Source organism: Halorubrum salipaludis (genome assembly GCF_002286985.1).
In the GTDB taxonomy this organism is placed as follows: domain Archaea; phylum Halobacteriota; class Halobacteria; order Halobacteriales; family Haloferacaceae; genus Halorubrum; species Halorubrum salipaludis.
The window spans coordinates 47,375-70,939 of sequence record NZ_NSKC01000001.1 but is presented as its reverse complement, the minus strand read 5'-3'; the positions used below and the strand labels follow the sequence as shown (position 1 = coordinate 70,939).

Below are 23,565 nucleotides of genomic sequence, written 5' to 3'. Positions count from 1 at the left end.
ACTCAAACGAACAGTGGGCCAGACTCCAGATAGATTTGCTTCTAAGATACAAAACTCGGAACGTCACCCCCGCCTGAGACTACGTCTGTCGATCAGTTCCACGCTCACTCCAACAGGACGGAGAACCCCCACTGCGCCGACGACTGCGGTTCGGCGTCCTCGGACACGACCGAGACGGTCGTCTCGAACCGGTACTCGCCGACGGGGAGACAGGCGTCGCCGTCGGTGGGCGTCGCGTAGCAGTCGACCGGGCGAGTGCTCGATTCGCCGGCGTCGATCTCGAACGTCTGGTACTCCTCGGTCACCGCGATCCGCTCGGTGAGCCGCCAGCAGTCGGGCTCGGCCGGGAACTCGCCGTCGCCGGGCAGGAGCGTCAGCGCGTCGCAGTCGTCGGCGACGTACTCGAAGTGGACGGCCCGTCCCTCCCCGACCCGGATCGGGTCGTCGCCCGCGTTCGTGAGCGTCGTCCGGAGTCGGGGCGGATGCTCGGGCGTCGCCGCCTCGCGGACGACCTCGACGTCGACTTGGAGTTCGACCGGCAGGTCCGGATCGTCGTCGACCGCGGTGAGGGTCACGCCCGGACCGCCCGTTCCCTCGGGTCGCGTGCCGCCGACATCCTGGCAGTTCCCGCCGTCGCCCGATCCCGGGGGGCCATCGTCGCCGTCGGAGCCGTCACCGGGCGCCCCGGAGGTACAGCCCGCGAGACAGGCGATCGTACCGGCTCCCGCGCCGCCGAGGCCGCGAAGGTACCGTCGCCGGGTCGAGTTCATGCGTCGTCCAGGCGGCGAGGGCGCATAGTGTTACTGACGGGGTCGGACCGTGTTCTCCGTCTCCACCCCTCGATCGGCCACCCGACTCCGTCAGCTCGCTCCGCCGCGATCCATGTGTGTCATTTTTTACCATGCAATTCGTTAGGCTCTCCATGGATCCGACCCAGTACCGCGACGCGGTCGTCGCGAACCGACGCGAACACGGGTTCGACGTGGTCGACGAGACGACGGACGGCTTCGATCCCCTGTGGCGGACCCGCGAGATCGACGACTCGATCGGCGAGGTCGCGGTGCTGGCGACGCTCGTCGACGCGGGTGAGGTCGACGCGGGTGATACTGACGCGTCCGGGATCGGCGCCGAGACGCTCGTCGAGACCGCCGAGTCGTTCCGCGACGTGCTCGCCGACCGGATCGACGCCCGGCCGGGGCGCGCCGACGGCGGGGAAGTACCGACGCCGATCGGCTACGTGACGTACGTGACCGCCGATCCGGACGCGTCGCTGCTCGACGCGATGTCCGGGTTCACGGTCGCCCGCCGCCGGACCAACGTGTTCCCGCTGGTGTACGACTGCAAGGCGGAGCGGCTCCACCGCCACGAGGTCCCGCGGCTGAAGGGCAGAGGGATCTACCGGCGGCAGGCCGACGACGCCGAGCGGCTGTTCGATGTATAACCCCGGCGGCGCGATTGGACCCCCAGCAGATGAGCGATGGCGGAAGTGGGTCTCGCACGGTGGTAGAGGTGTTGTTTATAAGTCTGATTGTGGTGGTGCTGGTGGATGTTTATAAGCGATCGATGACGCGGTGAAGATCTCCAAAGCCCCAGCCGCGAAGCGGTCGCACGCTCGCTGCGGTCCTCGCTCGGTCGCTGCCGCTCCCTCGCTGTGGTCCTTGCGTCGCCTGCGACCGCTTCGCGACTGCCCCTTTGAGTCCCACCCCGCCCCGCACAACACCGCACCTCACGCCTCCCCAGCCTCGTCACCGGACTACGTCCGGTTGCAAGCGAGAGCTTCGCTCTCGCCCTGTCGCTGGCGCCTTATAAGGCGCCAGCGACTCCCTCGCGCGTGCGAGTCGCGCCCTCCGGGCGCTCCTCGGCACGCGCCACCGCGTCGTCATTTATAAGCGATCGTCGCCGTCGCTCACAGTTCTTTTAAATATCCTCCCGTCACCACCGATCCACATCACTCACTCCCGCCATCGATCAAGGCACGGTCTTCGGTGAGGAGGGAGTGCAGACGCTATCGAGAGACTGCCAACGGAGAGATACCGAAAATGGGAACGACCGCTCAGATCAGGCGCTCGGCGATCCGGCCGGCGCCCTCGGCCGCGGCGGTCGCGGGGTCGTCGGGGGAGACGACCTCGACGTCGCGGTCGAGCTCCGCGGAGAGCCGCTTCTCGAACTCCTCGGTGAGACCGGGGATGCAGGCCATCCCGCCGGTTGCGGCGATGGGGCGGCCCAGCGCGAGCTGGTACGGTTTCATGTGGTCGTTCGCCAGCTCCGGGAGGAACTCGTTGGCGACGACGTCGACCGCCTCGTCGATGTACCGGTCGACCGGCTCCCGCACGCCGCGGTCGACGGTGAACTCGTGGCTCCCGCCGCCGGGCTGTTGGATCACGTCCGTGAACGGCTCGAAGTCGTACACGTCGGCGTGCTCCTCCTTGTACTCCCGGGCGGTCGTCCGGTCGATGTGGACGCGGCCCTGGCTCTCCTCCTCGACGGCGGCGACGATCCGGCGGTCGACCTCGTTGCCCGTCACCGAGCCGGTCGAGAACGGCGAGAGCTGCTCGCCGCGCCGGTAGGCGCACGCCTCCAGCGTCGTCGACCCCATGTTGATGGAGACGAACACCTCGTCGATGGCGGAGAGGTCGTCACCGTAGGCGGGGATCGCCCCGCACAGCGACTCGGGGTAGCTCCGTGTCTCGACCTGTCCGATCGAGGAGCCCTCGATCACCGACTTGAGGTTGTTCACGCCCGCCTCGTTGTCGATGGTGGGGACCGCATAGACCACCGCGCTGTCCTCGGGCACGTCGTGGGCGTCCACGAGCGCCTCGAAGAAGCGCTCCGCGTCGGCGACGCTCTCGTCGTCCTCGGGAAGCCCCGACCGGAGCATGAAGCGCACCGTGTCGGGGTACTCGATCGCGGCCTCGTGGCCGAACAGGACCTTCTCCTCGCCCGTGATGGCGTCCTCGTAGGTAGCCAGACACGTCAGCGTCGAGTGTCGCTCGCGACCGCCCCGCCCGTCGGGGAGGTCGAGCACCGTCCGCGTGCTGCCGAGTTTCACGCCGACCGCTTCCGGGCCGTCTGTACTGTTGATGTCCGTGGATTCGTCGTCGTCGCTCATGATTCACTCGCACACGAAGCGATCCGGACGATGGAGACGAGGCTGATCCGGTGGTCTGCGGGGGTGAAGGGCCGGTCGTACCGCGGGGCGTCGAACCCCTCCAACCGGCGCCGAAGGGCTTCGACCGCGTCGTCGTCGACCCAGCCGAGCTCGGCGTAGTACGCCAGGGCGTCCCGGCTCCGCACGTGGCCGCCCACGTCGACGAGGTAGCCGAGCCACTCGCCGATCTCGTGTTCCGCCTCCGGCGAGGCCGGGATCGCCGTCAGGTACGGCCGATCGCCGGCGTCGGGTCGGTCCCCGCCGCCGGACAGCCGCAGCCCCCGCTGACGCTGGAGCAGTTCGGTGAACGCGGCCGAGCGGGCCGCCTGCTCCGCTCGGTTCCGGTTCGGCTGACGAAGCGACCGCTCCCGAGGCGCTCCGTCGGCGCCGTCCCGCGGTGCGTCCGCGATCCGGCGCAGCTCCCGTACGTCGTATTGCCGTGGATTCAGACTCATGTTCCGTCCGTCGTTCGCGTCCGTACCCGGACACTCACGGGCCGGCTATATGATAGTTGTCACGCGGTTATCAGCGGTGAGAAACCACATCGGTCGCGGGCGACCGCGACGAGTCCCCGCGTCTACTCCCCGTCGGCCCACGGGAGCGGCTCGGTACACCAGTGACAGAAGTCGAGGTCGGCGTCCGTCTCCTTGCCGCAGTGCGGGCACTCGACCTCCGCCGGTCCCGCGGCGGTCTCCGCGACGGCTCCGGCCGAGGCCGGTGCGTTCGCGCCCCCGAGGTCGCCGGCTCCCTCCCCGTCGTCGCTCGCGGCGCGGCGCCGGATCGCCTCGGCCGTCGCATCGGCGCGCTGCTGTTCGGCGACGTCGGCCCGCCCGACGAGGTAGGCGTCGACCGCGGAGAGGGCGTACAGGACGGCGATCGGGAGCGTCACGTCGGTCGGGAGCGCGGCCGCCGTCTCGGCGGCCTCCGCCACCGAAACCGTCGATTCGACGGGCACGTCGTAGAGGGCGAACAGCGCCACGCCGCCGCCGACGATCGTCAGGTGCCACAGCAGCGCCCGTCCCCACCGGCGCAGGGTGAGGTGACCGAGGCCCGGCAACGCCAACGCCAGCAGCGCGGCGAGCAGGGGACGGAACTGGTCTCGCATACCTCGCCGGTTCGGTCGGACGATACTTAGGCCTGCGGTGTCGCCGGCATCGCGGATAACAACCGTTAATCGACGCCCGCACCTCCGACTCGCCATGAGCAGGCAGCGGGCGACCGCGTTCGTTCCCGGCCACGTCACCGCCTTCTTCAGCGCGCACCCGGCCGCGCGCCCCGCGGCCGCGGGCTCGCGCGGCGCCGGGGTGACGCTCACCGACGGGGTCACGGTCCGGGTGTCGGCCGGTGGCGAAACAGAGGCAGGCGACGGCGGTTCGGGCGCCCGGACCATCGACGGCGAGTCGGGGACCATCGGCGCGGTCGACGACGCCCTCGCGGAGCTTGGCGCGACCGGCGTCGACGTCGCCGTCGAGACGGACCTCCCAATCGGCGCCGGCTTCGGGGTCTCGGGCGCCGCGACGCTCGGCGCCGCGCTCGCCGCGAACGACCTCCTCGACCGCGGTCGGTCGGAGAACGAGCTGGTCCGAATCGCCCACGAGGCGGAGGTGGCTCGCGGAACCGGACTCGGCGACGTGGTCGCGCAGGCGCGCGGCGGCGTCCCGATCCGGGTCGAACCCGGCGCGCCCGGGATCGGGGAGCTCGACGGGCTTCCCGCGACCGCGCGCGTGGAGTACGTCACGTTCGGCGAGCTGTCGACCGAGGAGGTGTTGGGCGGCGACACGACCGCGCTCTCGGCGGCCGGCGAGGACGCGCTCGACCGGCTCCGGGCGGACCCGCGGCTCCCGACGATGATGGACGCGGCTCGCGCGTTCGCCCGCGAGGCGGACCTCCTCGTGCCCGAGGTCGCGGCGGCGATCGACGCGGTCGGCGAGGCGGGCGGCGAGGCGGCGATGGCGATGCTCGGCCGCACCGTCTTCGCGCTCGGCACCGGGCTCTCCGATGCGGGCTACGACCCCGAGGTCTGTCGGATCGACGCCGCAGGCGCGCGGCTGACGGTTGACGGGCAAGGGTGAACGGCGACGCCGACGAACAAAGCTTTACCGCGTCGGCCGCCTAGCTCCGGCAAATGGTACTCGACGACCTCGGTACGTCCCTCCGGAGCAGCCTCGACAAGCTCCAGGGGAAGTCCCGACTCTCCGAGAGCGACGTCGAGGAGATCGTCAAGGAGATCCAGCGCTCGCTCCTCTCCGCCGACGTCGACGTCTCCCTCGTGATGGAGCTGTCGGACTCGATCAAGTCCCGCGCCCTCGAGGAGGAGCCGCCGGGCGGCACGACCGCGAAGGACCACGTCCTCAAGATCGTCTACGAGGAGATGGTCGATCTGGTGGGGGACTCCACCGAGCTCCCCCTGGAGAACCAGACGATCCTGCTCGCCGGGCTGCAGGGGTCCGGGAAGACCACCTCCGCCGCCAAGATGGCGTGGTGGTTCTCGAAGAAGGGGCTCCGCCCCGCAGTCATCCAGACCGACACCTTCCGGCCGGGCGCGTACGACCAGGCCAAGCAGATGTGCGAGCGCGCGGAGGTCGACTTCTACGGGAACCCCGACAACGACGACCCGGTCGACATCGCCCGGACGGGACTGGCGGAGACCGAGGACGCCGACGTGCACATCGTGGACACGGCCGGGCGCCACGCGCTCGAAGACGACCTGATCGACGAGATCGAAGAGATCGAGTCGGCGGTCGACCCCGACCGCTCCCTCCTCGTCTTGGACGCCGCGATCGGGCAGGGCGCGAAGGAGCAGGCCCGCCAGTTCGAGGAGTCGATCGGCATCGAGGGCGTAATGATCACCAAGCTCGACGGGACCGCGAAGGGTGGCGGGGCGCTGACGGCCGTCAACGAGACAGACTCCTCCATCGCCTTCCTCGGGACCGGCGAGACGGTCCAGGACATCGAGCGGTTCGAGCCCTCCGGGTTCATCTCCCGGCTGCTCGGGATGGGCGACCTCAAGCAGCTCTCCGAGCGCGTCGAGCGCGCCATGCAGGAGGCTCAGGAGGAGGACGAGGACTGGGACCCCGAGGACATGCTGCAGGGGGAGTTCACCCTGAAGGACATGAAAAAGCAGATGGACGCGATGAACCGGATGGGGCCCTTAGACCAGGTGATGGACATGATCCCCGGGATGGGCGGCGGGATGATGGACCAGCTCCCGGACGACGCGATGGACGTGACCCAAGACCGGATGCGCCGCTTCGAGCGCATCATGGACTCGATGACCGAGGAGGAGCTGGAGAACCCCCGCGTCGTCGGCCAGTCGCGCACGGAGCGGATCGCGCGCGGCTCCGGCACCGACGAGGAGACGGTCCAGCAGCTGCTCGAACAGCACTCCATGATGGAACAGACGATCAGTCAGTTCCAGGGCATGGGCGAGGGCGACATGCAGCGCATGATGAAGAAGATGGGCGGCGGCGACGGCGGCGGCCTCGGCGACATGATGGGCGGCGGTAAGGGGCCGTTTTAAGGAATCGATCGCGGGTCAGTATTCGTGAAGCGGCGTTTTTGAGTGTGTATCGGCAATAGCCGATCGGACAGCTCCGGCTGTTCGCTTATAAATGGTTGTCCGTGGACCGACGATGAACTCCTCCAAAGCCCCAGCCGGGAGGACGGCGCACGCTCGCTGTCGTTCGAAAGGTGCGAAGCGCCTTTCGTGATGTCGTCAGAACGCGAAGCGTTCTGACTGCTAGCCAGAAATCTCCGATTTCTGGCGATGACGAGACGCCGGAGGCGTCTCGAACCACGCTCCTCACTCGGTCGCTATCGCTCCCTCGTTGCGGTGCTTGTGTCGCCTGCGCCGTCCTCCCGGCTGCCCCTTTGAGTCCCACCCCGCACAGCAGCCTCACGCCTCCCCAGCCTCGTCACCGGACTACGTCCGGTTGCAAGCGAGAGCTTCGCTCTCGCCCTGTCGCTGGCGCCTTATAAGGCGCCAGCGACTCCCTCGCGCGTGCGGCTCGCGGGCCGATGGCCCGCTCGCCGGCACGCGCCGACCGCAGTTCGGTTTATAAGGAAACGTCGGTCTCGATGTCCTCGGTCGCCTCTTCGAGGCCGTCGTCGCGGGCGGTCTCGGCGTGTGAGCCCTCGATCTCGGCGTCGGTGAGGAGGTCGCGGAACTCGTCGCGGAAGCGGTCGTTCGCGCGGGTGGAGGTCAGGTCCACGCGGGCGACGCGGGCGTGTTTCGCGACGGCGTCGGGGTCGGCGTCGAGCGCCTCGGCGCACTCCGGGATCGAGCGACCCTCGGCGGTCAACTGCTTCAGGTCGTCGTACGCGAACGCGGCGTCGCCGACCTCGCGGTCGGCCTCGCGGACGAGGTGGAGGTCGAGCCGGGCGTCGCGGACCGTTCCGGGGTCGACGACGGGCGGGGCGCCCGACTCGCCTCCCGCCCCATCGCCGTCCCCGTCGGCCTCGCGCTCCTCGACGAGCGCGGTCGCGATCGCCTCGTCGTCCTCCTCCTCGAAGCGCCCGCGAGCGATCCGGACGTAGGTCGCGTCGTCGAGGTCGGTCGAGAAGTCGTAGCGCTCGCGCATCGCGGCGACGAGCTCGCGGAGCCGCTCGTCGACCGCCGCCTCGTCGCGGTCGGTGAGCGTCCCGCGCGACTCCGCCTGCCGCTCGGTCACCGTCTCGGACCCGGTGGTCTCGACGAAGAGATCGCGGAGCTCGGAGGTCTTCTCGTCCATGGACGGGGCGATACGCGCCGACGACAAATAAGCCTCGCGTCCGGCCCGAGCCGGCTTTCGGCGAGACGATCGACGACCGACGGAGCCCTCCCCCCTTCTCTCGTCGTCAACCAGTACCTTCAAGTCGGTTTACGAGGGTCTCGGAGACATGGCAACCAGCACGGAGTCGGTGGATCTCGTCGGCGACGAGGCCGCGACGAACCTCGCTCGCGCGGCGCTCTTCGCCGCGCTCGTCGGCGCGTTCGCGTACGTGACCTTCCCGAATCCCGTCTCGCCCGTCTCGGTGACGCTCCAGGTGCTCGGCGTGTTCCTCGCCGGGATCTACCTCGGTCCGGTGTGGGGGGCCGCGTCCCTCGTCCTCTACCTCGCGGCGGGCGCGGTCGGCGCCCCGGTGTTCGAGGGCGGCTCCGCGGGCGTGGGCGCGCTCGTCGGCCAGTCGGCGGGCTACCTCTGGTCGTACCCGCTGGCCGCCGCCGCCGTCGGCGCGGTCGTTCACCGCGGCGTGACCCTCCGCGACCTCGACACGGTCGGGCTGCCGACGCTTGTGGGCGCGATGGTCCTCGGCACCGTCGTCATCTACGCGCTCGGCGTCGCCGGGCTCGCGTACGTGCTCGCGCTCGGCCCCGTCGAGGCGGTGACCGTGGGCGCGGTCGCGTTCCTGCCCGCGGAGGCGCTGAAGGTCGCGGCCGCGGTCGGCATCGTTCGCTCCGACGCGGTCGCGGCCGCGTGAGGCCGCCGTGATCGCTCAGGAGGCGAACCCGTGATCGAGGCCGACGGCGTCACCTGCCGGTTCGGCGGCGCCGCGGGAGGCGCGGAGGGCGACGCCGGCGTCGTCGCGGTCGACGACGTGACCCTCTCGGTCGCCGACGGCGAGTTCCTCGTCGTCGCCGGCGCGAACGGCTCCGGCAAGACGACGCTTGTCAGGTCCTTCAACGGGCTCGTGACGCCGGACGCGGGGACGGTCTCGGTGAATGGAACCCCCGTGAGCGACGACCTCGTCGCCGCGCGCTCGGCGGTCGGCATGGTGTTCCAGGACCCGCGCGACCAGCTGGTCGCCGCCACCGTCGGCGCCGACGTGGCGTTCGGCCCGGAGAACCTCGGGTGCTCGCACGCCGAGATCGACCGGCGCGTCGAGGACGCGCTCGCGGCGGTGAACATGGCCGGGCGCGGAGACGACCGGATCGCGGGCCTCTCCGGGGGCGAGCGCGAGCGCGTCGCGATCGCGGGCGCGCTCGCGATGGAGCCCGATCACCTCGTCTTAGACGAGCCGTTCACCGGCCTCGACGAGCCGGCCCGGCGCTCGGTGCTCGACCGCCTGCGCGAGCTGCACGCGGCCGGGACGAGCGTGATCGCCGTCACTCACGACCTCCGCGACGTGCTCGGACTCGCGGACCGGGTGGTCGGGCTGTCCGCGGGGCGCGTCGCCGTCGACGACGCGCCGCGGGCGGCGGCCGAGAAGCTGCCGGGGCTCGACGTGCGGGTGCCGGCGTCGTTCGACTTCGGTGAGACCGGCGGGCCCACCGGGCGCGAGCCCGGCGAGCCCTCAGAGCACGAGACCGGCGGCCCCACCGACCAGTGACCCTCTCGTACGTCCCCGGCGACTCGCTCGCCCACCGGCTCGACCCGCGGTCGAAGCTCCTCGTGCAGGCCGGGTTCGCGGCCGCCGCGTACGCGTACACGACGCCCCGCGGGCTCGCCGCGCTCACCCTCCTCGCCGTCGCCTGCCTGTTCCTCGCGGGGGGCGGACCGCGGGACCTCTGGACCTACCGGGCCGCGTTCCCGGTGCTCCTCCTCGCCCCCCTGATCGCCGGTGCGACGCTCGGGGCGCCGTGGTTCCGGGTCGAGCGCGCCGCGGCCACGGGGCTCGCGAGCTACCGCGTCCTGCTGATCCTCGTCGTCGCCGCCGGCTACGTCAGGTCGACCCCGGTCCGGGACTCGCGGGCGGCGATCCAGCGCGCGATCCCGGGGAGACCCGGTCAGTTCCTCGGGGTCGGCGTCGCGCTCGTGTTCCGGTTCCTCCCGCTCCTCCGGCGGGACCTGCTGACCGCCCGCGAGGCGGTCCGGGCGCGCGGCGGCGGGACGCTCCCGGTCCGCGAGCGGATGCGGCTCGTCGCCGTCGCGGGGCTCAATCGCGCGTTCGGGCGGGCCGACCGGCTGGGGACCGCGCTGAACGCCCGGTGTTTCGCGTGGAATCCGACGCTCCCGCGGCTGGCGCTCGGGCCCGCCGACCTCCCGGCGCTCGCGGTCGGCGGGGGGTTGGCGGCGGCCGCCGTGGCGACCGTCGTGTAGCTCGCCGCCGACCGAGAGGAGGCGGCGGGATCGCCCCGGAAACGGCCGACGACGCGCCCCGCGTTGTGGCAAGCTTTAACCCCGCCGTATCCGCGTGATCGATCATGACTCCCATGCAGGCGGCCACTCGGGAGACGTTCTGGACGATCGGCCCGGTCGGGAAGGCCGCGTTCTACTGGCTCGCGGCGGTCGCGATCCTCGTGTTCCTGTACGGGGTGTACGCCCGGTTCGCGGCGTACGCGCGGGGGAGCGCGGACCCCCGCGACCGGCTGTCGGACCTCCCCGCCCGGACGGTCGCGGCGACGAAGACGGTGCTCTCGAACGAGAACCAGTTCGACCGGGACCTGTACGCCGGGGTGATGCACACGCTCGTGCTGTGGGGGTTCCTCACCCTGCTCGTCGCGACGACGATCCTCGGGTTCGACATCGACGTGTACCGCCCGATCGCGGGCGAGTCGTTCTGGGTGGGCGACTTCTACCTGGCCTACCAGTTCGTCGTCGACGCGTTCGGCCTGCTGTTCGTCGTCGGCGTCGGGATGGCGATGGTCCGTCGCTACCGGAACCGAGAGGGACGGCTGTGGGGCAAACACACCTCGCTGGAGGACGACGCGTTCGTCTGGACGCTCTTCGCGCTCGGCGTCGGCGGCTTCGTCGTGCAGGCGCTCGGTATCGTCGGCCAGCCCGCGCGGGCGACGGAGACGGTGAGCTTCGTCGGCATGGCGATGGCGGCCGGCTTCGAGGCGGCGGGCCTCACGCCCGCGGGCGCCGAGGCGCTCTACGGCGTCGTCTGGTGGAGCCACTCGCTCCTGGCGTTCGCGTTCATCGCGTGGATCCCGTACGCGAAGCCGTTCCACATGATCTCCTCGTTCGCGAACGTCGTCGCCCGCGACGAGAACGCGGGCGCGCGGCTCCCGAACGTCCCCGCCGACCTCGATCACACCAACGCCGAGTCGATCGAGGACTTCACCTGGAAGGAGCTCATGGACGGCGACGCCTGCACGAAGTGCGGGCGGTGCTCGTCGGCCTGCCCCGCCGAGACCGTCGGCCGGAACCTCGACCCCCGGGACGTAATCTTGGACCTGAAGGCGTACCGCGAGTCCGTGAGCGACGACGCGGTGGCGGGTGCGGGGGACGGGAACGCGGTCGCGACTGATGGAGGAACCGTCCCCATCGTCGCCGACGAGGGGGGCGTCATCGCGAGCGAGTCGATGGAGTCCTGTATGTCGTGTATGGCCTGCATGGACGCCTGCCCCGTCGACATCGAACACCTCACCTCGTTCACCAAGATGAACCGCCAGCTCGTCGACGAGGGGGCGGTCGACTCGAACCTCCAGGACGTGTTCCAGGACGTGATGCAGAAGGGGAACACCTTCGGCGAGTCGCAGTCGGCCCGCGGCGACTGGGCAGACGACCTCGACGAGGACGTGGAGGTCCCGGACGCCCGCGAGCGCGAGGTGGAGTACCTCTGGTACGTCGGCGACTACCCGAGCTTCGACGACCGGAACAGGAAGGTCGCCCGGGCGCTGGCCCGGCTGTTCGACGAGGCGGGCGTCGAGTTCGGAATCTTATTCGACGACGAGAAGACCGACGGCAACGACATCCGGCGGATCGGCGAGGAGTTCCTCTACCTCGAGCTGGCGGGCCACCACGTCGAGACGTTCGCGGACTGCGAGTTCGACTCGATCGTCTGTACCGATCCGCACTCCTATAACACCATCAAAAACGAGTACCCCGAGGTCGACTTCGCGGAGTTCGCGGACGACCCGATGATGCCGTTCGACCGCGAGGAGCCGTGGAACCCCGAGGGGGAGATCGACGTGTTCCACTGGACGCAGGTGGTCGAGGAGCTGGTCGAGGCGGGCCGGCTCGGCCTGTCCGGCGACGAGCTCGACTACACCGTCACCTACCACGACCCGTGTCACCTCGGGCGGTACAACGACGAGTACGAGGCCCCCCGCGAGCTGATCGAAGCGACCGGCGCCGACCTCCACGAGATGCCGCGCTCGCGGGACGACTCGTTCTGCTGTGGCGGCGGCGGGGGCGGCCTGTGGACCGAACACGACGAGGACGTCAAGCCGAGCGAGGAGCGCCTCCGCGAGGCGGTCGAGGACACGGACGCCGGCGGCGCGATAGAGAAGTTCGTCGTCGCCTGCCCGATGTGCACGACGATGTTCGAAGACGGGCGGAAGACGGGGGACTTCGAAGACGAGGTGGAGATCGTCGACGTCGCGGAGCTGTTGATCGAGGCGGTGGAGGCGGACTCGTAGCCGGGGAGAACCGGACCGTCCGCCCGACTCAGGCGTTCGAGTCGGCGGCCGACGCCGAGCGGTCGGACGACTCGACCGCGTCGTCCACCCGCCCCAGCAGGGCTCGCCCCGGCGCACGGTCGCGGACGGGAGCGTCGCCGAGGTAGTCGACCAGCGCGTCGCGGAGGAGTTCGGCGCCGTCCGGGGTGAGCGCGCGGCCGGACTCGATGCGGCGGATCGGGCGGCACTGCGCGGGGGCGTCGTCGCCGGCGTCGGCCGCGGCCTCGCCCGCGTCGAGGAGGGCGTCGTGGGCGATCCACGCCTCCTCGCGGGAGAGCGAGAGCCGGATCCGGTCCCGGTCCGTCGGTGGGGTCATGGTCGGGGTCTTCGCCCGGAGGGTCTTAAAAATACGCCCGAACGATCGGAGCGGCGGTCCACCCGCGGGTCCGCCGCCGAGCGATCTGCGATCTATATAGTGTATATAGCACCGGGGAGCGATACTGCGTCAGTCGTACCTCTCATAGCATACTATTTAACCGGAAATCGCCCACAGTCAGGTGATGGCATCAAGCCACGACGCGGATACCGAGGGGATCACTCGTCGGAAATCACTTACGGCGCTCGCCGGCGCGGGCGCGCTGGCGCTCGCGGGGTGTACGGAGACCGAAGGAAGCGACGGTTCGGACGGTGGATCCGACGGGTCCGACGGTTCGGACGGTAGCTCCGACGGCTCCGACTCGCTGTCCGGCTCGATCAACATCGCCGGCTCCTCGACCGTCTTCCCGCTGATGAGCGCGGTCGCCGAGGACTTCTCCGCGGACCACGCGGACGTCTCTATAGACATCAGCTCGACGGGATCCGGCGGCGGATTCGCGAACTTCTTCTGCGTGGGCGAGACCGACTTCAACAACGCGAGTCGCCCGATTAAGGAGGAGGAACAGCAGCTCTGTTCCGACAACGGCGTCGAGTACGTCGAGCTCATCGCCGCGACCGACGCGCTCACGGTGGTCGTCAACCCCGACGCGGACTGGATCGACTCGCTCACCGTCGAGGAGCTGGCGACGATCTGGGAGGAGGACGCCGTCGAGACGTGGGACCAGGTCCGCGACGAGTTCCCGAACGAGGAGATCGAGCGGTTCGGCGCCGCCGACACATCGGGGACGTACGACTACTTTATCGAGTCCGTCCTGGAGGACCGCGGCCACACGGACGATTACCAGGCCACGGAGCAGGACAACCAGATCGCCACCGGGGTCGCCGGCAGCGAGTACGCGATCGGCTACTTCGGCTTCGCGTACTACTTCCAGAACCCCGACCAGCTCAAGGCGCTCGGCATCGACGACGGCAACGGGCCCGTCGAGCCGAGCCTCGAGACCGCATCGAGCGGCGAGTACACTCCCCTCTCCCGGCCGCTGTTCACCTATCCCTCGATCGAGTCGCTCGGGGAGGAACACGTCGCGGAGTTCGCCCGGTACTTCGTCGAGCAGACCACGAACGAGGACCTCGTCGCCGGCGACGTGGGGTACGTCCCCGCCACCGAGGAGACGCAGGAGGAGCAGATGGGGATCCTCGAGGACGCGATCGAGCAGGCGCAGGGCTGAGGCCCGCGCCATGAACCGGTGTATTGATTTACGACAGCGTTCGATACCCGACTGGTTGTGACTGAGAGTACCGAGAGTCCGGATCTCCAGCGCCAGAGCGGGCTCACACGACTGAAGGAGGGAACCTACGGTGGCCTCTTCGCCGCGTGCGCGGCGGTCACCCTGCTCACGACGGTCGCGATCTTCGCGACGCTGTTGTACGACGCAGTGGTGTTCTTCTCCGAGGTACCGGTCATCGAGTTCCTGACCAGCACGAGCTGGAGTCCGAATCCGCGGGGCGGCGGACAGTCGTTCGGCATCGTGCCGCTCGTCATCGGAACGATCACCGTGACGATCACGGCGGCGTTCATCGCGCTTCCCGTGGGGACGCTCACGGCGATCTACCTGAGCGAGTACGCGACGCCGAACGCGCGCTCGATACTCAAGCCGCTCTTGGAGATCCTCGCCGGAATCCCGACGGTCGTGTACGGGTACTTCGCGCTGGTCTACATCACGCCGGCGCTGAAAGCGACCCTGTTTCCGGAGATGAGCACCTTCAACGCGCTGTCGGCCGCGCTGATGGTCGGGATCATGACGATCCCGATGGTGTCGTCGATATCCGAAGACGCCATGAGCGCGGTCCCCGACGACCTCCGACAGGCCGGCTACGGGCTCGGCGCGACGAAGTTCGAGGTGTCGACGGGAATCGTCGTCCCCGCGTCGATCTCCGGGATCGCCTCCTCATACATCCTCGCGGTGTCGCGTGCGATCGGTGAGACGATGATCGTCGTCGTCGCGATGGGTGCGCAGGCGCGGATGCCGGCGGTCCAAGAGGCGTTCGGAGTCCCCTTCATCAACCCGGCCGACGTGCTCTTGGAGTCGGGGATGACGATCACCGTCGCGATGGTTCAGATCGCCAACGGCGACCTCACCGGCGGGACGATCCCGTACGACTCGATGTTCGCGCTCGGACTCACGCTGTTCGTGGTGACACTCGTAATGAACGTACTCAGCGACATCATCGCACAACGCTACCGGGAGGAGTATTGATGGCGACCGATACCGACACAGGAACCGCGAGCGCTGAGGGATTCGGCGAGGTGAGCCGGGTCCGCGGGATCATCTTCGAGTACCTCTCGCTCGGCGCGAGCGTTCTCGGGATCTTCGCGCTCGCGGTGCTCTTGGTGTACGTCACGATCGACGCCTTCGACCTGACGAACGCCAGCCCCGAGTGGCTGCTGACGTACTTCCTCACGCTGGTCGTCCCGTTCCTCGCCTTCTGTCTCTACAGCGCGAACGACCGGGAGCTGACGCGACGGGCCGCCGGCGTGCTCGGCGGCGGGCTCGTCGCCGTCGCCGTCGTTTTCACCGCTATCGAGGCGTTCGTGACGCAGATCCCGCGGCTCTCCTGGCAGCTTGCCTACCTCTTCGTGGTCGTCTTCCCGCTGACGGGGTACGTCACGTACGTCGGAAGTAGCGGACGGGTCGGCGGGGTCGGGTTCGGACTCGTCGGGCGACTGATCGGCGGCACGGCGATCGGACTCGCGCTCGCGGTCCTCTTCCTCGTGTTCGACGCGCGGCTGTGGTTCCTCGCGTACACGCTCGGGATCGTCCCGGCGCTGGCCTCGTACGCGTACGGTCGGTTCCGAGAGCGCCCGGGGGCGAGCACGGCTGCGGTCCCGGTCGGGATCGTCGGCGTGCTCGTCGCGGTGTTCCTGCGCCCCGTTATCGATACGTACCCAACGACGGCGTTCATCTACCTCTGGACGCTGGCGATCCCGATCGCGGCCGCGGGGGCGCTCGTCGTCGGCGCGCGCGGGAGCCGGACCGAAGCGATCGCCGCGGGCGGCGTCCCGCTCGCGCTCGCGACCGTCGTCGGACTCTTCGGAGGCATTCTCGGACTCGGCGTCGGCGGCCCGAACGCGCTGCTGGTGATCGCCGTGGCCGGCGTCCCGACGGCCGTCTACCTCCAGCGTGTCTTCGACGCCGGCGACGGCGTGATCGGGCTGGGCCTCCCGGTGCTTCTCGTCGTCGGCGCGCTCGTCGGCGCACTCGTCGTCGAGGCGTTCGGCTTTCCGGCGCCGGACCCGTGGATCGACGGCTCGTTCATCACCGAGGCGCCGTCGCGGACGCCCGCGGACGCCGGACTGTACCCGGCGATCGTCGGATCGGTCATCATCATCGCGATGGTGGCGGTCCTGTCGTTCCTCCTCGGGGTCGGCACTTCCGTCTTCCTCGAAGAGTACACCGCCAACAGCGGCATCGTGGGCGCGCTGACGCGGCTCCTCCAGATCAACATCGCGAACCTCGCCGCGATCCCGTCGGTGGTCTACGGACTGCTCGGGCTCGGGCTGTTCGCGAACCTCCTCGGGCTGGGGTACGGGACGGCGGTGACCGTGTCGCTGACGCTGTCGCTGCTCATCCTCCCGATCACGATCATCTCCGCGCAGGAGGCGATCCGGTCGGTGCCGGACGACCTGCGGCGGGGGTCGGACGCGATGGGCGCGACCCGCTGGCAGACGACGAAGAACGTCGTCCTCCCGGAGGCGTTCCCCGGGATCCTGACCGGGACGATCCTCGCGCTCGGGCGGGCGATCGGCGAGACCGCGCCGCTCATCATGGTCGGCGCGGCGACGACCGTGTTCAGCGCGCCGAACAGCCTCTTCGATAAGTACAGCGCGATGCCGATGCAGATCTACGCGTGGGCCGGCTTCCCGCAGGCGGACTTCCGGTACGGGGTCGTCGCGGCCGGCGTGATCACGCTGTTAATCATCCTGGTCGGCATGAACGGCACGGCGATACTGCTGCGGAACCGCGCGGAGCGGGGGACCTAACATGAGTAACACAGAATCGAGCGACTCGCTCATCACGACGGATGTAGAGACCGGATCGGACGAACACGCCGTGGCGCCCGATCGGACGGCGGTCGCCGCGCGCGACCTGAACGTCTACTACGGCGACGAACAGGCGATCGACGACGTGTCGATGGAGATCCCCGAAAACCGGGTGACCGCGCTGATCGGCCCGTCGGGCTGCGGCAAGTCGACGTTCCTCCGGTGTATCAACCGGATGAACGACATGATCGACATCTGCCGGGTCGAGGGCGACGTCGAGTTCGGCGGCAAGAACGTGTACGACGCGGACGTGGACCCGGTCGCCTTACGGCGGAAGATCGGAATGGTGTTCCAGAAGCCGAACCCGTTCCCGAAGTCGATCCGTGACAACGTCGCGTACGGCCTGAAGATCCAGGGGTTCGACGGCGATGTCGACGCCCGCGTCAAGGAGTCGCTGAAGGGCGCGGCGCTGTGGGACGAGGTGAAAGACCAGCTCGATTCCTCGGGGCTCGAGCTGTCTGGCGGCCAGCAACAGCGGCTCTGTATCGCCCGCGCCATCGCGCCCGACCCGGAGGTCATCCTGATGGACGAGCCGACCTCCGCGCTCGACCCCGTCGCGGCCTCGAAGATCGAGGACCTCATCGACGACCTCGCCGAGGAGTACACCGTGATCATCGTCACCCACAACATGCAGCAGGCGGCCCGGATCTCCGACCGGACCGCGGTGTTCCTCACCGGCGGCCGGCTCGTGGAGTACGACGACACCACGAAGATCTTCGAGGACCCCGAGGAACAGCGCGTCGAGGACTACATCACGGGGAAGTTCGGATAGATGCCGCGCGAGAACTACCAGAAGCGGCTCGACGAACTCCGGGCCGACGTGGTCGCGATGGGCGAACTGGTGGGCGAGCGGTACGCGTCCGCGATCGAGGCGGCCGCGACCGGCGACGACGCGCTCGCCGAGGAAGTCATCGAGGGCGACTACGAGGTGAACGAGACGTACCTCGCCTTAGAGGACGAGTGCACCGAGCTGCTCGCGCTCCAGCAGCCCGTCGCGGGCGACCTCCGGCTGGTGACCTCCTCGTTCAAGGTGATCACCGACCTCGAGCGCGTCGCCGATCTGGCGACGAACCTCGCGGGCTACGGCGGCCCCGACGGGGGTGTCCACCCCGCCGTGGAGTTCCGCGAGCTGGGCGAGGACGCGGGCGAGATGGTCGCCGACGCGGTCGCGGCCTACGAGGCGGGCGACGCCGAGGCCTGCCGCGAGATCGCGGCCCGCGACGACGACTTCGACGAGCGGTGTCGGCGCGCGAGCGAGGCGGTCGTCCGCGAGCTGCTGGAGGCCGACCGCGCCCGCAACGAGGGAGCGCCCGACGAGACCGGCGCAGACGCCGACGCCGAGGCGCTGGAGGCCTCGCTCGACGAGGTGTCCCGCGCGCTGCTCGCGGTCCGCGACCTCGAACGGGTCGCCGACCACGCGGTCAACGTCGCCGCCCGGACGCTGTACATGGTCGAGAACGACGACGAGCTGATCTACTGAGCGCGACTGACGGCGGCGATCGGTAGGGCGTCGCTTCGGTCTCCTCTCTCCTCTCCCCTCCCTTCCCCCTCGGAAAAAATCGGCGCCGTCCTCGCCGGCCGACCGCGGACCGGACGCCCCGGCGCGTTACTGGTTCGTGATGCTGATCGACCGAGTGAACCACGTGTCGATGCGGCCGTTGTCGTACTCCCAGTTGGTGGACGGGCCGCTGTTGCCGCCGGCCGGGTTGAACGCGCGGCTGACGGCGCGCAGTCGGAGCCGGTAGGCGCCCTGCTGGTACCCCGACGGCACCTCGAACGCGACGGTCTTCCGGTGGTTGCGGTCGCCGACCGTCTCGTGCCAGTACGAGTACTGGCTCGATCCCCCCGACGACGGACGGTAGAGCGTCGGATTCCGGTTACAGCCGTTCATCTTCGCTTGGACGCTGCGGAAGTGTTCGCCCCACGCTCTGAACGTCACCTTGATCCCGATGTTCTCGCCGGCGGGCCGTCTGATCTGCGGACACGACTCCGTGATGTCGTTGTCCCATTTTTCGACCGGATCCGACAGCTTCCCCCAGGCGAGTCGGCTGATGTCGAGGTTCGGCGCCCGGTTGTCGACCTCGATCGCGTACCTCGCGGAGGCCGTCGACAGCGGGTCCCCGTTCGCGTCCCCGAGCTGGAGCCGCACCTCGTAGGTCCCGTTCCGGTAGCCGCGGGTGTTCCAGTTCAACAGCCAGTACGGGAACAACAGCGGGTTGTCGCCGAGCGACTCGCCGTAGTAGCTCTCCAGGTACGGGATATCGAGGATCGGGTACCACCCGTCGGACCCCGTCGGCTGGACGTGGACCGGGTCGCGGCCGATCGCGGGAGCGTGCCACTCGTGGCCAGTGAACGGCTGTTCGGGACCGCCCTCGTAGGAGTACAGCACGCGGTAGTACTCCGCTTCCTCGAACCGGTGGCAGCCGTGCAGCTGGAGGGTCCCGGAGAACGGGGCGGTGCCGTCCGGCCGGGAGCTAGTCGACCCCGACGGTTTCGGGCGGTTGATCCGTCGCGCGTACCCCGTCTCGTCGTCGTAGATCGGGGCCCGCGTCGGCATCAGGCCGACGGAGTCGATCGACGGGCCGTCGCACTCGACGTTCTCGGGCGTGAGCCCGTCGCAGGTCGGGATCGAGTTTGCCTCGTCGTCCGCGACGAGATCCACGTCGACGGAGCCCGCCTCGTCCCAGCGGACGTCGAAGTACCCCTCCGAGTAGATCGTCTCCTCGGTGCCGTCGCCGTCGACGTCCTGCGTGACGCGGAACGTGATGTCGGGGACGTCGACGATCGTCCGCCACTCCGGAAGGGTCACGTCGGTGCACGCGAGGAACGGGCCGACGAACCGGTCGGGGTCGATCGCGCCGAGCACCTCGCGGTCGACCGGGAGCTCCTCGCCGAGCAGCTCCACCCGCTCGTCCGGCTCCGGACGCCGGAACCCCTCCGGCGTCGGCGGCTCCGGCGGGTCGGGGAAGGCGGGCCGGTCGAGGTCGATCCCGAGGTCCGGGCGCGGGTCGCCGAACGAGCCGCCCTCGGTGCCCGCGCCGAGCCGGCGGACGGCCGCGTCGCCGAGCAGCTCGGTGGTCCGCTCGAGGACGCCGGGGTCGAACAGCCGGTCGGGGAGGGGGTCCGGACGCGGCCGCGGTCGGAGGTCCGGCGGACGGACCGGGTCGGGGAACACCTCCGGCCGCTCCAACACGTCTCGGAGCCGCGGCTTCGCGATCTCCGGCAGGCAGAGCCGCTCCTCCCGGAAGGAGAGTACGCGGTCGATGTCCCACGTCGGGACGTAGACGCAGAACTCCCCGCACTCGTCGGTCGTCGTCGTCGCGATCGTCTCGCGGGTGCAGTCGTACGGATAGAACCACCCCAACCCCAAGTCGCTCGGGAACTGCGAGAGGAACGAGCAGTCGGTGTCCTCGACGTGGACCGTCGCGTTCGGAACGGGATGGTACTCGTCGGTGTCGGCGTCGTAGGTGACGACGCGTCCGCAGACCCGCCGGAAGTCGAGCAGGTCGGGGTCGACGGCGAACTCCAGCCGGTCGCGGAGGTCGAGCGCGGTCTCCGCGTCCAGCTCCAGGGGGGCGTCGTCGGCCAACGTTCGGATGTGGGTCAGTTGCCGCTTGGTCACTCGCCAGTCGTCCGGCGTGACGGCGTTGGGCTGTTTCACCGCAACGCGCTCGTCGTCCGGACTGACCGTCGCTTTGATGTCACGAGCGAGGATGTCGTCGAACATCGCGACGTCCCGGAGGTCGTCTTCCGTGGCCGCCTCCAGGTCGTCGAGCGTCTCGTAGCCAGCAACGCGGAGCGCCTTCGCTCGCTTGGGGCCGATTCCAGGGATCTTCTCCAGTTCGATTGTATCGTTTGTTGACATTGCTGGCACCGCCCGTCCTGCGCTAGACAGGACAACTATCCAATACATTTTAATGACATATATTTTTTACTCAAAAATAGACCTACAACATACGGAGCGTTCGAAGTTGAGAGTCGGACGGAGCGACGCGCTACCCGCGATAGTCGGCGGTTACGCCGGCTCCATCCGGACCCGGACCTCGATCCCGTCGCCGTCGGTGACCGCGATCCCGCCGTCCCGCTCCTTGACCGCGAACTCGGCGTCGCCCTCGGCCGCGACCGCGTCGAGTCGGTCGATCACGGCGTCCAGCGCGGCCTCGTCGGGGACCACGACCTCGAACCACGCGAGCCCGCGCCCCGCGGCGGGCGTCGTCCGCCCCCGCCACGTGTTCGCGCCGAGGTGGTGGTGGTAGCCGCCGGCCGCGACGAACCGGACGTTCGGGCCGGACATGCCGACCTCGAACCCGAGGCCGTCGACGTACACCGCCTCGAACGCCGCCAGCGACGTGACTTCGAGGTGCACGTGCCCCACGTCGGTGCCGGGCGGGGCGCGGTCGACGACCGCGGCGGAACCGGCGGAATCGGCGCCCGCCGCCGCGGCGACGCCCTGCACGTCGAGCGGGTCGGTCGCCATCCGGACCGTTCCGTCGTCGTCGACCGGCCACTCCTCGCGGGGGCGGTCCCGGTAGATCTCCACGCCGTTGCCCTCGGGGTCGTCGAGGTACAGCGCCTCGCTGACGAGGTGATCGGAGGCGCCGTCGAGCCGCCACCGGTCGCGAACCCGGGCCAGCGCCTCGCCGAGCGCGGCGCGGGTGGGGACCCGGAACGCGGTGTGAAAGAGGCCGGCCTCGGTCCGGCCTCGCTCCGGGCGGTCGGGCGTCTCCTCCAACACGAGCAGGGGCGTCCCGTCGACGCCGAGGACCGCGGTCGGCCGGTCTCCGGCGTCGCGGTCGAGCACCGCGAGGCCGACGACGTCGCGGTAGAACGCGGTCGTCTCGTCGAGGTCGGCGACCCGGAGCGCGGCGCGACCGATCCGCGTCCCGGCGGGGAGCCGGTCGTCGGGGGCGTCGGGGGAGTCGGGGGCGCCGGGCGCGTCGGGATCGTCGGTGTCCATGCGATTCGGTACCGTCCCCGGAGCGTTGAACGCGTCGGTCCCGGAAGCGCACCGGACGATCGTCTCTGCCGCGCCGGAACCTCCTGAACGTCCGTTAGAATCAAACGGTCACGCGACCGAGAGTCGGGTATGAGCGCCGAACAGGAGACGCGAGCCGTCCGCTGTCTGGTTGCGAAGGTCGGGCTCGACGGCCACGACCGCGGAGCACACGTGATCGCGCGGGCGTTCCGGGACGCCGGCTTCGAGGTGGTCTACTCCGGGCTCCACCGCGCGCCCGAAGAGATCGTACAGGCGGCGGTCCAAGAGGACGTGGACGTGCTCGGCATCTCGATCCTCTCGGGGGCGCACAACACCCTCGTCCCGAAGGTGATCGAGGGGCTCAAAGAGTACGACGCGTTCGAGGACACCCTGATCCTCGTCGGCGGGATCATCCCCGACGACGACGAGGACGACCTCAAGGAGCTCGGCGTCGCCGAGGTGTTCGGGCCCGGCACGCCGATGGAGGAGACGATCGAGTTCATCCGGAACAACCTCCCGGAGCGCGCGTAGATGGGCCGGACGGACGCAACCGCGCTCGCCGACGGCGACGCCGCGCTCGTCGAGGACCTCCTCGCGGGGAGCCACCGCGCGCTCGCCCGCGTCATCACCCGGATCGAGAACCGCGCCCCGGGGTACCGCGGGATCGTCGCCGCCCTCCACGAGCACACCGGCGACGCCGACGTGATCGGGATCACCGGGGCGCCCGGCGCCGGGAAGTCGACGCTCGTCGACAAGCTCGCGGCCGCCTACCGCGACCACGGGGACACCGTCGGCGTGGTCGCCGTCGACCCCTCCTCGCCGTACACCGGCGGCGCAGTCCTCGGCGACCGGATCCGGATGGCGTCGAACGTCGGCGACATGGACGTGTTCTTCCGGTCGATGAGCGCCCGCGGTCAGCTCGGCGGGCTCTCGATGGCGACCGCGGACGCCGTGAAGGCGCTCGACGCCTTCGGGAAGGACGTGATCATTATCGAGACGGTCGGCGCCGGGCAGAACGAGGTCGACGTGGTCCGCACCGCCGACACCGTCGCGGTGCTGGTCCAGCCCGGCTCCGGCGACGACGTGCAGACGCTGAAGGCCGGCATTCTGGAGATCGGCGACGTGTTCGTCGTCAACAAGGCCGACATGGACGGCGCGGAGCGCACCCTCGCCGAGTTAGAGGAGATGGTCCACAGACGCGAGGGCCCGACGAAGGGGCTCGACGGGGGCCACCACGGGTTCGAGGTGCCGGATCACCCTGACGACGGGAAGGAAGATCCCGATGACGACGAGACCGTCTGGACCCCGGAGGTCCTCCGCACCGTCGCGAACACCGGCGAGGGCGTCGCGGAGCTGATCGAGACGTTCGACGCCCACGCGACCCACCTCCGCGAGTCGGGCGCGATCGAGTCGACGAAGCGCCGGCGCTACGCCGAGGAGATCCGCACGCTGGTCCGGTCCGACGTGGGCGCGCTCGCGACCGCGGAGATCGAGCGCCGAGGCGGGATCGACGCGCTCGCCGACTCGGTGCGGCGGCGGGAGACCGACCCGTACAGCCTCGCCGCGGAGATCGTCGAGCCGATCGCCGACTGTGTCGACGGCGACGAGGCGTGAGGCGCCACCGCGGGATCACAAGGCCTCCGCGTGACGCGCCACCCCGGGACCGAGAGGCGCCCGCGAGCCCACGAGGTATAAGTCGCCAG

Annotated in this window: 22 protein-coding genes; 14 read left to right on the top strand and 8 right to left on the bottom strand. The window is 69.7% G+C overall.

The features are described 5' to 3' along the window. Positions 1–104 precede the first annotated feature (104 nt). Entirely contained in the window at positions 105–770 is a 666-nt protein-coding gene (locus CK500_RS00330; protein ID WP_095635278.1) for a hypothetical protein, read from the bottom strand. A gap of 152 nt (positions 771–922) precedes the next feature. On the opposite strand from CK500_RS00330, the gene CK500_RS00325 reads away from it, so the two are divergent. After that, a complete protein-coding gene (locus tag CK500_RS00325; protein ID WP_095635277.1) occupies positions 923–1,441 on the top strand; it encodes a hypothetical protein in 519 nt (172 codons plus the stop codon). A gap of 612 nt (positions 1,442–2,053) precedes the next feature. On the opposite strand, the gene CK500_RS00320 is transcribed toward CK500_RS00325, so the two are convergent. From CK500_RS00320 to CK500_RS00310, 3 genes are all read right to left on the bottom strand, one after another. Continuing rightward, positions 2,054–3,109 (bottom strand): acetate and sugar kinases/Hsc70/actin family protein, encoded by a 1,056-nt coding sequence (locus CK500_RS00320; RefSeq protein WP_095635276.1) that lies wholly within the window; start codon positions 3,107–3,109, stop codon positions 2,054–2,056. Next, a complete protein-coding gene (locus CK500_RS00315; protein WP_095635275.1) occupies positions 3,106–3,603 on the bottom strand; it encodes a FlaD/FlaE family flagellar protein in 498 nt (165 codons plus the stop codon). Before CK500_RS00315 ends, CK500_RS00320 begins: the two co-directional genes overlap by 4 nt. Before the next feature lie 122 nt (positions 3,604–3,725). Next, entirely contained in the window at positions 3,726–4,253 is a 528-nt protein-coding gene (locus tag CK500_RS00310) for a zinc ribbon domain-containing protein (protein ID WP_095635274.1), read from the bottom strand. A 94-nt stretch (positions 4,254–4,347) separates the two neighbouring features. Between CK500_RS00310 and CK500_RS00305 the strand changes: the two genes are divergently transcribed. Both CK500_RS00305 and CK500_RS00300 read left to right on the top strand, forming a co-directional pair. Further along, a complete protein-coding gene (locus tag CK500_RS00305) occupies positions 4,348–5,220 on the top strand; it encodes a pantoate kinase (RefSeq protein ID WP_095635273.1) in 873 nt (290 codons plus the stop codon). Between the two features lie 53 nt (positions 5,221–5,273). After that, entirely contained in the window at positions 5,274–6,668 is a 1,395-nt protein-coding gene (locus CK500_RS00300) for a signal recognition particle protein Srp54 (RefSeq protein ID WP_095635272.1), read from the top strand. A gap of 535 nt (positions 6,669–7,203) precedes the next feature. Here the strand turns inward: CK500_RS00300 and CK500_RS00295 are convergent. Next, positions 7,204–7,878: a hypothetical protein gene (locus CK500_RS00295; RefSeq protein WP_095635271.1), complete on the bottom strand. Its 675-nt coding sequence runs from the start codon at positions 7,876–7,878 to the stop codon at positions 7,204–7,206. A 148-nt stretch (positions 7,879–8,026) separates the two neighbouring features. Here CK500_RS00295 and CK500_RS00290 point away from each other — a divergent pair, with 148 nt between their 5' ends. From CK500_RS00290 to CK500_RS00275, 4 genes are all read left to right on the top strand, one after another. Next, positions 8,027–8,608: a biotin transporter BioY gene (locus tag CK500_RS00290; protein WP_095635270.1), complete on the top strand. Its 582-nt coding sequence runs from the start codon at positions 8,027–8,029 to the stop codon at positions 8,606–8,608. A gap of 30 nt (positions 8,609–8,638) precedes the next feature. Beyond that, positions 8,639–9,457 (top strand): energy-coupling factor ABC transporter ATP-binding protein, encoded by an 819-nt coding sequence (locus tag CK500_RS00285; protein ID WP_095635269.1) that lies wholly within the window; start codon positions 8,639–8,641, stop codon positions 9,455–9,457. Continuing rightward, positions 9,454–10,167 carry an energy-coupling factor transporter transmembrane component T family protein gene (locus tag CK500_RS00280; protein WP_095635268.1) on the top strand — a complete coding sequence of 238 codons (714 nt, stop codon included), beginning with the start codon at positions 9,454–9,456 and terminating at the stop codon, positions 10,165–10,167. The genes CK500_RS00285 and CK500_RS00280 overlap by 4 nt, the downstream gene beginning before the upstream one ends. 104 nt (positions 10,168–10,271) lie before the next feature. Then, on the top strand, positions 10,272–12,434 hold the full coding sequence (locus tag CK500_RS00275; RefSeq protein WP_095635267.1) for a (Fe-S)-binding protein: 2,163 nt from the start codon (positions 10,272–10,274) through the stop codon (positions 12,432–12,434). Between the two features lie 28 nt (positions 12,435–12,462). On the opposite strand, the gene CK500_RS00270 is transcribed toward CK500_RS00275, so the two are convergent. Beyond that, a complete protein-coding gene (locus CK500_RS00270) occupies positions 12,463–12,789 on the bottom strand; it encodes a DUF7853 family protein (RefSeq protein WP_095635266.1) in 327 nt (108 codons plus the stop codon). A gap of 184 nt (positions 12,790–12,973) precedes the next feature. Between CK500_RS00270 and CK500_RS00265 the strand changes: the two genes are divergently transcribed. From CK500_RS00265 to phoU, 5 genes are read left to right on the top strand one after another with little or no spacing between them, the layout of a single operon-like run. Beyond that, positions 12,974–14,014, top strand: a complete 1,041-nt coding sequence (locus CK500_RS00265; RefSeq protein WP_095635265.1) for a PstS family phosphate ABC transporter substrate-binding protein — start codon at positions 12,974–12,976, stop codon at positions 14,012–14,014. A 57-nt stretch (positions 14,015–14,071) separates the two neighbouring features. Then, on the top strand, positions 14,072–15,043 hold the full coding sequence (gene pstC / locus CK500_RS00260; protein WP_095635264.1) for a phosphate ABC transporter permease subunit PstC: 972 nt from the start codon (positions 14,072–14,074) through the stop codon (positions 15,041–15,043). Continuing rightward, the gene (gene pstA, locus CK500_RS00255; RefSeq protein WP_095635263.1) at positions 15,043–16,827 is read left to right on the top strand and encodes a phosphate ABC transporter permease PstA; all 1,785 of its coding nucleotides are present in this window, start codon (positions 15,043–15,045) and stop codon (positions 16,825–16,827) included. The genes pstC and pstA overlap by 1 nt, the downstream gene beginning before the upstream one ends. Position 16,828: 1 nt before the next feature. Beyond that, positions 16,829–17,659 (top strand): phosphate ABC transporter ATP-binding protein PstB, encoded by an 831-nt coding sequence (pstB, locus tag CK500_RS00250; protein ID WP_095635262.1) that lies wholly within the window; start codon positions 16,829–16,831, stop codon positions 17,657–17,659. Then, positions 17,660–18,367 (top strand): phosphate signaling complex protein PhoU, encoded by a 708-nt coding sequence (gene phoU / locus CK500_RS00245; RefSeq protein ID WP_095635261.1) that lies wholly within the window; start codon positions 17,660–17,662, stop codon positions 18,365–18,367. Between the two features lie 126 nt (positions 18,368–18,493). Here phoU and CK500_RS00240 read toward each other — a convergent pair whose 3' ends face one another. Together CK500_RS00240 and CK500_RS00235 are read right to left on the bottom strand one after the other, a co-directional pair. Continuing rightward, positions 18,494–20,752: a helix-hairpin-helix domain-containing protein gene (locus tag CK500_RS00240; protein WP_158224011.1), complete on the bottom strand. Its 2,259-nt coding sequence runs from the start codon at positions 20,750–20,752 to the stop codon at positions 18,494–18,496. 150 nt (positions 20,753–20,902) lie between these two features. Beyond that, entirely contained in the window at positions 20,903–21,844 is a 942-nt protein-coding gene (locus CK500_RS00235; protein ID WP_095635259.1) for a VOC family protein, read from the bottom strand. Positions 21,845–21,973: 129 nt separating this feature from the next. Between CK500_RS00235 and CK500_RS00230 the strand changes: the two genes are divergently transcribed. Next, entirely contained in the window at positions 21,974–22,393 is a 420-nt protein-coding gene (locus CK500_RS00230; protein WP_050026575.1) for a cobalamin B12-binding domain-containing protein, read from the top strand. After that, positions 22,394–23,476, top strand: coding sequence for a methylmalonyl Co-A mutase-associated GTPase MeaB (meaB, locus tag CK500_RS00225; protein WP_095635258.1), 1,083 nt, complete (start codon positions 22,394–22,396; stop codon positions 23,474–23,476). Positions 23,477–23,565: the final 89 nt, after the last annotated feature.

Coding starts and splice junctions, on each gene's coding strand:
- CK500_RS00330 (WP_095635278.1), bottom strand. CDS start 770: ATGAACTCGACCCGGCGACGGTACCTTCGCGGCCTCGGCGGCGCGGGA.
- CK500_RS00325 (WP_095635277.1), top strand. CDS start 923: ATGGATCCGACCCAGTACCGCGACGCGGTCGTCGCGAACCGACGCGAA.
- CK500_RS00320 (WP_095635276.1), bottom strand. CDS start 3,109: ATGAGCGACGACGACGAATCCACGGACATCAACAGTACAGACGGCCCG.
- CK500_RS00315 (WP_095635275.1), bottom strand. CDS start 3,603: ATGAGTCTGAATCCACGGCAATACGACGTACGGGAGCTGCGCCGGATC.
- CK500_RS00310 (WP_095635274.1), bottom strand. CDS start 4,253: ATGCGAGACCAGTTCCGTCCCCTGCTCGCCGCGCTGCTGGCGTTGGCG.
- CK500_RS00305 (WP_095635273.1), top strand. CDS start 4,348: ATGAGCAGGCAGCGGGCGACCGCGTTCGTTCCCGGCCACGTCACCGCC.
- CK500_RS00300 (WP_095635272.1), top strand. CDS start 5,274: ATGGTACTCGACGACCTCGGTACGTCCCTCCGGAGCAGCCTCGACAAG.
- CK500_RS00295 (WP_095635271.1), bottom strand. CDS start 7,878: ATGGACGAGAAGACCTCCGAGCTCCGCGATCTCTTCGTCGAGACCACC.
- CK500_RS00290 (WP_095635270.1), top strand. CDS start 8,027: ATGGCAACCAGCACGGAGTCGGTGGATCTCGTCGGCGACGAGGCCGCG.
- CK500_RS00275 (WP_095635267.1), top strand. CDS start 10,272: ATGACTCCCATGCAGGCGGCCACTCGGGAGACGTTCTGGACGATCGGC.
- CK500_RS00270 (WP_095635266.1), bottom strand. CDS start 12,789: ATGACCCCACCGACGGACCGGGACCGGATCCGGCTCTCGCTCTCCCGC.
- CK500_RS00265 (WP_095635265.1), top strand. CDS start 12,974: ATGGCATCAAGCCACGACGCGGATACCGAGGGGATCACTCGTCGGAAA.
- pstA (WP_095635263.1), top strand. CDS start 15,043: ATGGCGACCGATACCGACACAGGAACCGCGAGCGCTGAGGGATTCGGC.
- pstB (WP_095635262.1), top strand. CDS start 16,829: ATGAGTAACACAGAATCGAGCGACTCGCTCATCACGACGGATGTAGAG.
- phoU (WP_095635261.1), top strand. CDS start 17,660: ATGCCGCGCGAGAACTACCAGAAGCGGCTCGACGAACTCCGGGCCGAC.
- CK500_RS00240 (WP_158224011.1), bottom strand. CDS start 20,752: ATGTCAACAAACGATACAATCGAACTGGAGAAGATCCCTGGAATCGGC.
- CK500_RS00235 (WP_095635259.1), bottom strand. CDS start 21,844: ATGGACACCGACGATCCCGACGCGCCCGGCGCCCCCGACTCCCCCGAC.
- CK500_RS00230 (WP_050026575.1), top strand. CDS start 21,974: ATGAGCGCCGAACAGGAGACGCGAGCCGTCCGCTGTCTGGTTGCGAAG.
- meaB (WP_095635258.1), top strand. CDS start 22,394: ATGGGCCGGACGGACGCAACCGCGCTCGCCGACGGCGACGCCGCGCTC.